The organism is Pseudonocardia hydrocarbonoxydans (assembly GCF_006539565.1).
Classification (GTDB): Bacteria; Actinomycetota; Actinomycetes; order Mycobacteriales; family Pseudonocardiaceae; genus Pseudonocardia; species Pseudonocardia hydrocarbonoxydans.
Genome location: NZ_BJNG01000068.1, coordinates 1 through 6,944, shown reverse-complemented (window position 1 = coordinate 6,944; position 6,944 = coordinate 1). Strand labels below are relative to the sequence as shown.

Below are 6,944 nucleotides of genomic sequence, written 5' to 3'. Positions count from 1 at the left end.
CCCTAGCCGAGACGGCCGACCGGCGCGCCGACCAGCTCGGCGCCGAACTCGCTAACGCCGCGCCCGACTGGCTCACCAGCGCCATCGGATCCGCGCCCACCGACAGCGAGGCTCGCGCGGAGTGGGAACGCCGTGCCGGCCTGGTCGCCGCGTACCGGGAGATGCGCGGCCACGACGACCCCGTTGATGCGCTCGGCCCCGCCCCGAAGCCGGGGCAGGTCGAGCAGTACGCCGCGTACCGCGCCGCCTGGCGGACGCTGGGCCGGCCGGAGATCGAACGCGAAGAGCTGGAGATGACCGACGGCCAGCTCCGGATGTGGATCCGCGCCGCACACCGGGAGGAGGCGTGGGCGCCTCGGTATGTCGGCAACGAGCTCGCCGGCACCCGCCAGGCCGCGGCCACCCACCGCCAGACCGCCGAGCTACGTGCCGCCGAAGCCGACGCCAACCCCGCCGAGCGCGAGCGACTGCAGACCGAAGCCGCACAGGCCCGCGCGCTCGCCGAGACCCTCGACGCGCAGGCCGAGAGGCTCCAGGTCATCGACGACGCCCGGGCGCACTTCCTCGCCGACAACGCCCGCACCCTCGGCTACGGCCGACGCTGCGAAGCCGAACTCACCCGCCGCCACATCGACGACACCGAACCCGAGCAACTCGTCACCGCCGACGAATGGCTCGCCGCCGACCGCCACGCGACGATCGAGGACGATCAGCACCGCGCCGTCACCGAGGCCGACTTGATCGATGACCACGTCGACCACATCGCAGCCGCGCCTCACGACGTGGTGGTGGAAGCACAGAACCGCGACATCCGCGAGATCGCCGCCGACGAACCCGCGCCGCGCAACGAGGACACCGTCCGGATCCCGACTCCGGACGAGACCGCCGACGACTACGCGGATGCGACTCGCGCGCTTGCCGAGATCAACGCCCGCCGGGCCATCGACTTGCAGGAGGAGACCGAGCACCGGGCCGCCGAACTTGACCGCTGGCACGCCGACGACCAGGCCGCCGAGACCGCCGACGTCGACGAGTACACCGACGGCATGGGCAGCTATGACGGAGCGATGCCTCGTTGAGCAGCGCCGGCGTAGGTGGCGGTCATCCCGCCACGCGTGCCGAAACAAAGATCGGAGGCGTCCCCGAGCTGCGCCACGCCCACCGCAAGGTGGCCCGGATCGCCTCACACCAGCCCGGACGCGTCTCGACGAGATCCGGCCGGCGAATGTCGAGCAGCTCCGCGACCAGGTACTCCGCCTCGATCAGCTCCTCACGAGCGCATTCGTCGTGCCGGGACACCGGAGGCCGGGCCAACCGCCGCGGCCCCGACGCCGGCTGCACCACCGCGCGGGCCAACCACCGGCACGTCACGATCACGCCCCCGGCGTACCAGTCCGTCACGCCCCGCTCGGCCTGCTCGGTGTTCCGGCGCTCTGCCTCAGACCAGACGGCGACGAACTCGCCCAGCGGCACGCGAAGGTTGCGCAGCGGGATGCGCTCGACGTCCCTCTCCGTCACCTCCATGCATCCAGAGTCGCACGAGCCACCGACGGTTCTCGACGTCCAACCAGGTCATCGGGCCGTCGGTCGGTCCCAGGTCGGGTTCGCGCTCATGGCCGCGCAGGCCAGGAACTGCCCGATCGACCGCCTTCGGCGGGACCTGGCGGCCCTCGGCTTACCACGGCCTGACTCCCGGTAAAGGGCACTCCGCTTCGCTCCGTGTCGCTGCGCGACGGCCTCCGGCCGCCCTTGACCGGCAGCCTCCACGGCCGTGGTTGGTCGCCTTACGGCGGCGGGGGAAACAACTCCCCGCCGCCCCAAGGGGACGGGCCACCAGGCCCACCAGCACCGGGAGGCCACCATGCCCGCACGCACCGACCGCAGCCGCAGCGTCGAGCAGTCAAGCCCGACCACCCAGGCACGCCTGATCACCAGCTCGTCTGTGGTCACGAACCTGACCGTCCGAGCCGCCGGACTGGTTCCCGCCCGGATCGATCTCGCCCACGTGGGGACCGCGGAACAGCAGCTTGGCCTCACCCTCGGCTCGGTGCTGATTTACATCCGCGCGGGGGCCACGGCGCGCGCGGTTGCTGACGGGTGGAGCGGCGCGGCTGTCGGGGCGCAATCGTTGGCCCCGGCGATTGCGGGGCGTCGTCCGTTGCTGATCGGGCCCACGACAGTGGCGGCGATGATCCGGTTCGCTGGACTGCCGGACGTGACATGGGCGTTCATGCCTGCCCGCGCGGGCCGCGCCGTACCGGCGATGCTGCGAATCGAGGTCGGCCCTGTCAACTGGGAGGTGTGCGACGCGACCGCCTACACCTCGATGCTGCGCGCGTGGCGCCAGGCGGCCCGGTTGCTGGCGGAGAACCCGACCGAGGACGAGTAGCGGGCGGGGTTGTGGACAACTCGGGGCGGACGCCGACGCGGCCGCCCCGAGCCTGTGATCCTCCGCGGATGGACATCATCTGGACGCTCGGCGTGCTCAGTGCCGGAGTGGAGAACGTGCAGCCCCTGGCCAGCGGGACTGCGGCGACGGAGGGAGGGGCGATTCAAGCGGCATCCGACGCTCTCGTCTTGGCGGCGATGGATCGCGGCCGCCACGAGTACCGGCTCACGGTGGCCGAGACCCTCCTAGGAGTGATTCCGGGCCTGACCGAAGAGGGTGAGGTGGACCTCTTAAGGCTTGCCGAGGTCCTGCCTCGGCTCACGAGTCATCACCGGTAAGGGCAGCCCGCTGGCGACCACCGTTAGGCGGGGACGGTGGCCGCAGCCACTGCGCTCATGCGCACCGCGTCGGCGAGGTGCCGACCCTCGTCGACCCCGCGATCCGAGCGCGACGTCGTTTGGTCGGGACCCGTGTCACCAGCGTGAGTCCGATCGGATCGTCCCGCAACGTCATCGCAACCCGTTAAACACGCATTCGACGTACCACTTCTAGTACTGTCTGTCGCGGTCGGGGTCACGGACGCGTGACCACCGGTCGCCGCACGTGCTCTCTCAGTGATCCGCCGAGATGCCCACTGGAGTAGTCATGACCATCAACTTCACCATGTCCGACGAGCAGAAGAAGCTGCAGTACGACGTCCGCGCGTTCTCGGAGAACGTGCTCAAGCCGGTCGTCGCCGAGGCCGATGCAGAGCCCGACCCGCTCAAGGGCTTCCAGATGACCAAGCCCGCGTACGTCGAGGCGTACAAGGCCGGGATCGCCATGTGCATGCTGCCGAAGGAGTACGGCGGTGGCGGAGTCTCCTGCGTGGACCTGGTCATCGCAGCGGAGGAGATCTGCGTCGTCGACCCCGGCTTCGCCTGCACGGTGCTGTGCAATGGGCTCGGACTGATGCCGGTCGCCTGGTATGGCAGCGACGAGCAGAAGGAGCGCTTCCTCACCGCGGCAACGTCGGACCCGACCGGCACCTACCTGGGCGGGTGGACGGCGAGCGAGCCGCCCGGCAACCCCTCCGGTACCGCCAACTTCGACATCCAGCTGCCTCGTCCGGCGGGTGTCGGCCTGACGGCGACCCTCGACGGGGACGCCTACGTGATCAACGGACGCAAGTACTGGCCTTCGTCGGCCGGATGGGACGAACGGGGCGTGAACGCCGGCACGCTCATCGTCCGCACGGATTCGGAGAAGGGCGGGACTGAGGGTTTGTCCGCTCTTATCCTGGAGCGCGACACGCCGGGGGTCACCTATAAGCACCTCGACAAGGACGGCCATCGTCTCGCCTCCAACGCCGAGATCACGTTCGACAACGCGCGGATCCCGGTCGAGAACCTCATGCCCGGCGCGGTCGGCAACGGGGACTTCGTGATCAACCGGAACTTCGCATGGTCCGGGCCGGTCGCGGCGATCGCCGCCGTGGGCATGGCACGGGCGGCCTACGAAATGGCGCTGGACTTCGCCAAGGGCAACACCGGGGGCGCCCTGAAGCCGATCATCGGGTTCCAGAACGTTGGCTACGTCCTGGGCGACGTCGCCTCGAAGATCGAGATGGGCCGCTACTTCTCCTGGCGCGCCGCGGACTACCTCGACAAGCACGACCAGCACGCCGAGCTCGTCGGCGCGATGAACAAGATCCAGGTCACCGAGATGATGTTCGACTGCGTGTTCAAGTGCATGCAGATCGTCGGGGTGAACAGCCTCGAGAAGAAGAACGGCTTCGGCAAGATTCTCCGAGAAGCCTCGGTCCTGCCGATCTACGACGGCGGCAACATGGGCATGCAGCGCCGCCGCGTGCACGGCATCCTCGCCGACCCGATGTTCAACCCGCGGGCGATCATGGAGGACGACTACGTGGAGTTCGGAAAGCACCACGAGTCGATCGGCACCATCGCCGGCTGACCCATGTCTCCCGGCCCGTCCTCCGCTGGGGGCGGGCCGGGACTCCCGGCGGGTACGGTTCGTAGCGGTCCCGATCGAGACGAGCCGGTGGTCAATGAAGCACACGAGTCACGCCGATTACGCGCTGCGCGTCCTGATGTACCTGCGGGTGGCGCCTGGACGACGGGGTTCCGTCGGAGATATCGCCGTCGCGCACCACGTATCGCGCAATCACCTGGAGAAGGTCGTCCAGCGCCTGGCGGCGGCGGAGCTGGTGGAAACCACCCGCGGACGCGGTGGGGGCGTCCGCCTGGTCCTCGACCCGACGGCGATCACCGTCGGCCAGGTCATGCGGGCGATGGAGTCTGACTTCGCCGTCGTCGAGTGTCTGGGCCCGGCCCGATACTGCCGCATCGCCGGCGTCTGTGGCGCGCGGAGCGTGTTCGCGCGAGCTCTGGACGCGTACTTCGCAGTGCTCGACGACGCCACCCTCGAGGAGATCGCGGCCAACGACGACGGGCTGCGCGGCGCCCTCGGAATGATCAACGGAATAGCCGGCACCTGACCTGTCGGATCCGGCCATAACGGAGTGGCCTTCGCTAGGACCGGCGTGACGTCGGTCCGAACGCGCTGGCAGCGCATGCCGCGCTCGTGCAGGAGGAGCATCCCGTGCCCGTCGACTTCGATCTAACCGCCGAGCAGAAGAGGCTGAAGTACACGAGCCGCGAGTTCGCCAGGGAGGTGCTGCGACCCGCGTCGATCCTGGCTGACGCACTAGTCGACCCTCAGGAGGCGTTTCAGGCCATGCGGCCCGTCTACCGACAGGCCGCGGCTCAGGGCATGCACACCATGTTCCTGCCCAAGCAGTACGGCGGTGGCGGCGCATCCAACGTCGACTTCCTGGTCGCGATCGAGGAACTGTGCGCGGTTGACCCGGGCTTTCCCACGATCCTGCTCGTGAACGGTCTCGCACTGATGCCATTGCTCTGGTTCGGCACGGAGGAGCAGCGCGAGAAGTGGATCGGGCGGGCCGCAGCCGACACCAGTGGTGACTTCCTTGCGGGCTGGGCGGTGAGCGAACGCGGGGGGACCGCCAACTTCGACCACCCCAGTCCACGGGCCGGCATCCAGTTGATGGCTGAACATGACCGGTCCAGCGGACAGTACGTGGTGAACGGGGAGAAGCACTGGCCGTGCAACTCCGGCGGATGGGATCTGCGTGGCGCCGACGTCAGCCTCTGCGTTGTCCGGACGGATCGCGCCAGGGGAGGGAAGGAGGGCTTGAGCGCGATTCTCGTCGAGCGCGGCACCGCCGGGATCGAGTACGAGGTGATCGACAAGATGGCGCACCGCACGTGCCAGAACGTGACGATGACCTTCCGCGACGTACGCGTCCCCGTAGAGAACCTTGTTGCTGCAGGCGACGGTGACTTGCTCATCAACCGGAACTTCACATGGTCGGCGCCCATCGCGAGCATGGCCGCTGTTGGCCTGGCCCGCGGGGCCTACGACTTCACGCTCAAGTGGGCCAAGACCTACACCGGCGGTGGGTCGAGCCCGATCATCCACCACCAGGCCGTCGGGAACCTGCTCGCCGATATCGCCGCGAAGATCGAAGCAGGTCGTTATCTCTGCTGGAAGACCGCCCACTACATGGACCAGTTCGACGGGCAGGGTCACGCTTTGGGCGGGATGAACAAGAGCTTCTGCGGCGACCTCATGCAGAGCGTGGTAACCGATTGCATGCGCGTCGTCGGCGTCAACGCCCTCGACCGGAAGTTTCCGATGGCGAAGTTCTACAGGGAGGCTGCGGTGTTCTCCCTCTATGATGCCGGGAACCTCGCCATGCAGCGGCGCCGGACGTGGGGCGTCATGGCTGACCGGACATTCTCCCCGGACACCTTCGTGGACGGTGACCCGTTGCAGTTCGCCAGGTCGATGGAGGGTTACGGAACGCTCGGCGAGCGAGGATGACTTGCGCCGCCTGCGACGTCGAAGGCTGCTCGGGGCAGTCGCTGCCGCGGTGGTCCTGAGGCGCCGCGAGGGCTGGTGCGTCGGTGGGATCGAGGGAAGGGCCTTCGGCGCGAACCTCTGTTGCTATCGCGGCGGCGCCCACGTCTGACTTCCTGACACGGCGCCGCGCCGCCGTCGCTCGCGCGAAGCGCAACGACTATTGCCCGTAGCATGCGGACCCGGCGCGACAGACCTGTTGAGGCGACCTGAAGATAGGTCCTATAGCCGGAGCATCCCGAAGTCTCCCGACCTGCTAGGACAGTTCAGTCGGATTCCCCCGACGAGTGCGATGTCCGGTTGTTCCGCTCCCGCAAACCCACTCGTGGTCGACGAGCGCTCGCGTGAGGGCCTGGCCATGCCTATCGACGTGGCTCGCGAGTGATCTGCGACACAGTAGCGGGTTGGGTGTAAGTCGGCAGGGCGTGGTGGTCATGAACGGGGTGAGAGGCGGGGTTACCGACCGGCTCCCTCCACTGACCGATCACATTCAGGAGGAAGATCATGTCCGAGTCTCAACGAGCACTCCCCCGGGTTCCGCAGTTCGTGGGCAGATGTGAGTGACGAATCCATGGGTTGACCTGGGAGAACGGGCTCGGGGCGACGAGGT

6 protein-coding genes and 1 pseudogene are annotated in these 6,944 nt (G+C 68.3%); 6 read left to right on the top strand and 1 reads right to left on the bottom strand.

Annotated features, from left to right (window positions below; translation table 11 throughout):
* Window positions 1-1,079 (top strand): annotated as a pseudogene (locus PHY01_RS26780) (MobF family relaxase); the annotation flags it as partial.
* 22 nt (window positions 1,080-1,101) lie between these two features.
* Here the strand turns inward: PHY01_RS26780 and PHY01_RS25825 are convergent.
* Entirely contained in the window at window positions 1,102-1,524 is a 423-nt protein-coding gene (locus tag PHY01_RS25825) for a hypothetical protein (protein WP_141282850.1), read from the bottom strand.
* A 337-nt stretch (window positions 1,525-1,861) separates the two neighbouring features.
* Here PHY01_RS25825 and PHY01_RS25820 point away from each other — a divergent pair, with 337 nt between their 5' ends.
* From PHY01_RS25820 to PHY01_RS25800, 5 genes are all read left to right on the top strand, one after another.
* Complete coding sequence (locus PHY01_RS25820; RefSeq protein ID WP_141282848.1) at window positions 1,862-2,389, top strand: hypothetical protein; 528 nt, start codon at window positions 1,862-1,864, stop codon at window positions 2,387-2,389.
* 68 nt (window positions 2,390-2,457) lie between these two features.
* Window positions 2,458-2,727, top strand: coding sequence for a hypothetical protein (locus PHY01_RS25815; protein WP_141282846.1), 270 nt, complete (start codon window positions 2,458-2,460; stop codon window positions 2,725-2,727).
* Window positions 2,728-3,034: 307 nt separating this feature from the next.
* A complete protein-coding gene (locus tag PHY01_RS25810) occupies window positions 3,035-4,345 on the top strand; it encodes an acyl-CoA dehydrogenase family protein (RefSeq protein ID WP_141282844.1) in 1,311 nt (436 codons plus the stop codon).
* 94 nt (window positions 4,346-4,439) lie between these two features.
* Window positions 4,440-4,889 (top strand): RrF2 family transcriptional regulator, encoded by a 450-nt coding sequence (locus tag PHY01_RS25805; protein ID WP_141282842.1) that lies wholly within the window; start codon window positions 4,440-4,442, stop codon window positions 4,887-4,889.
* Between the two features lie 104 nt (window positions 4,890-4,993).
* A complete protein-coding gene (locus PHY01_RS25800; RefSeq protein ID WP_141282840.1) occupies window positions 4,994-6,298 on the top strand; it encodes an acyl-CoA dehydrogenase family protein in 1,305 nt (434 codons plus the stop codon).
* Window positions 6,299-6,944: the final 646 nt, after the last annotated feature.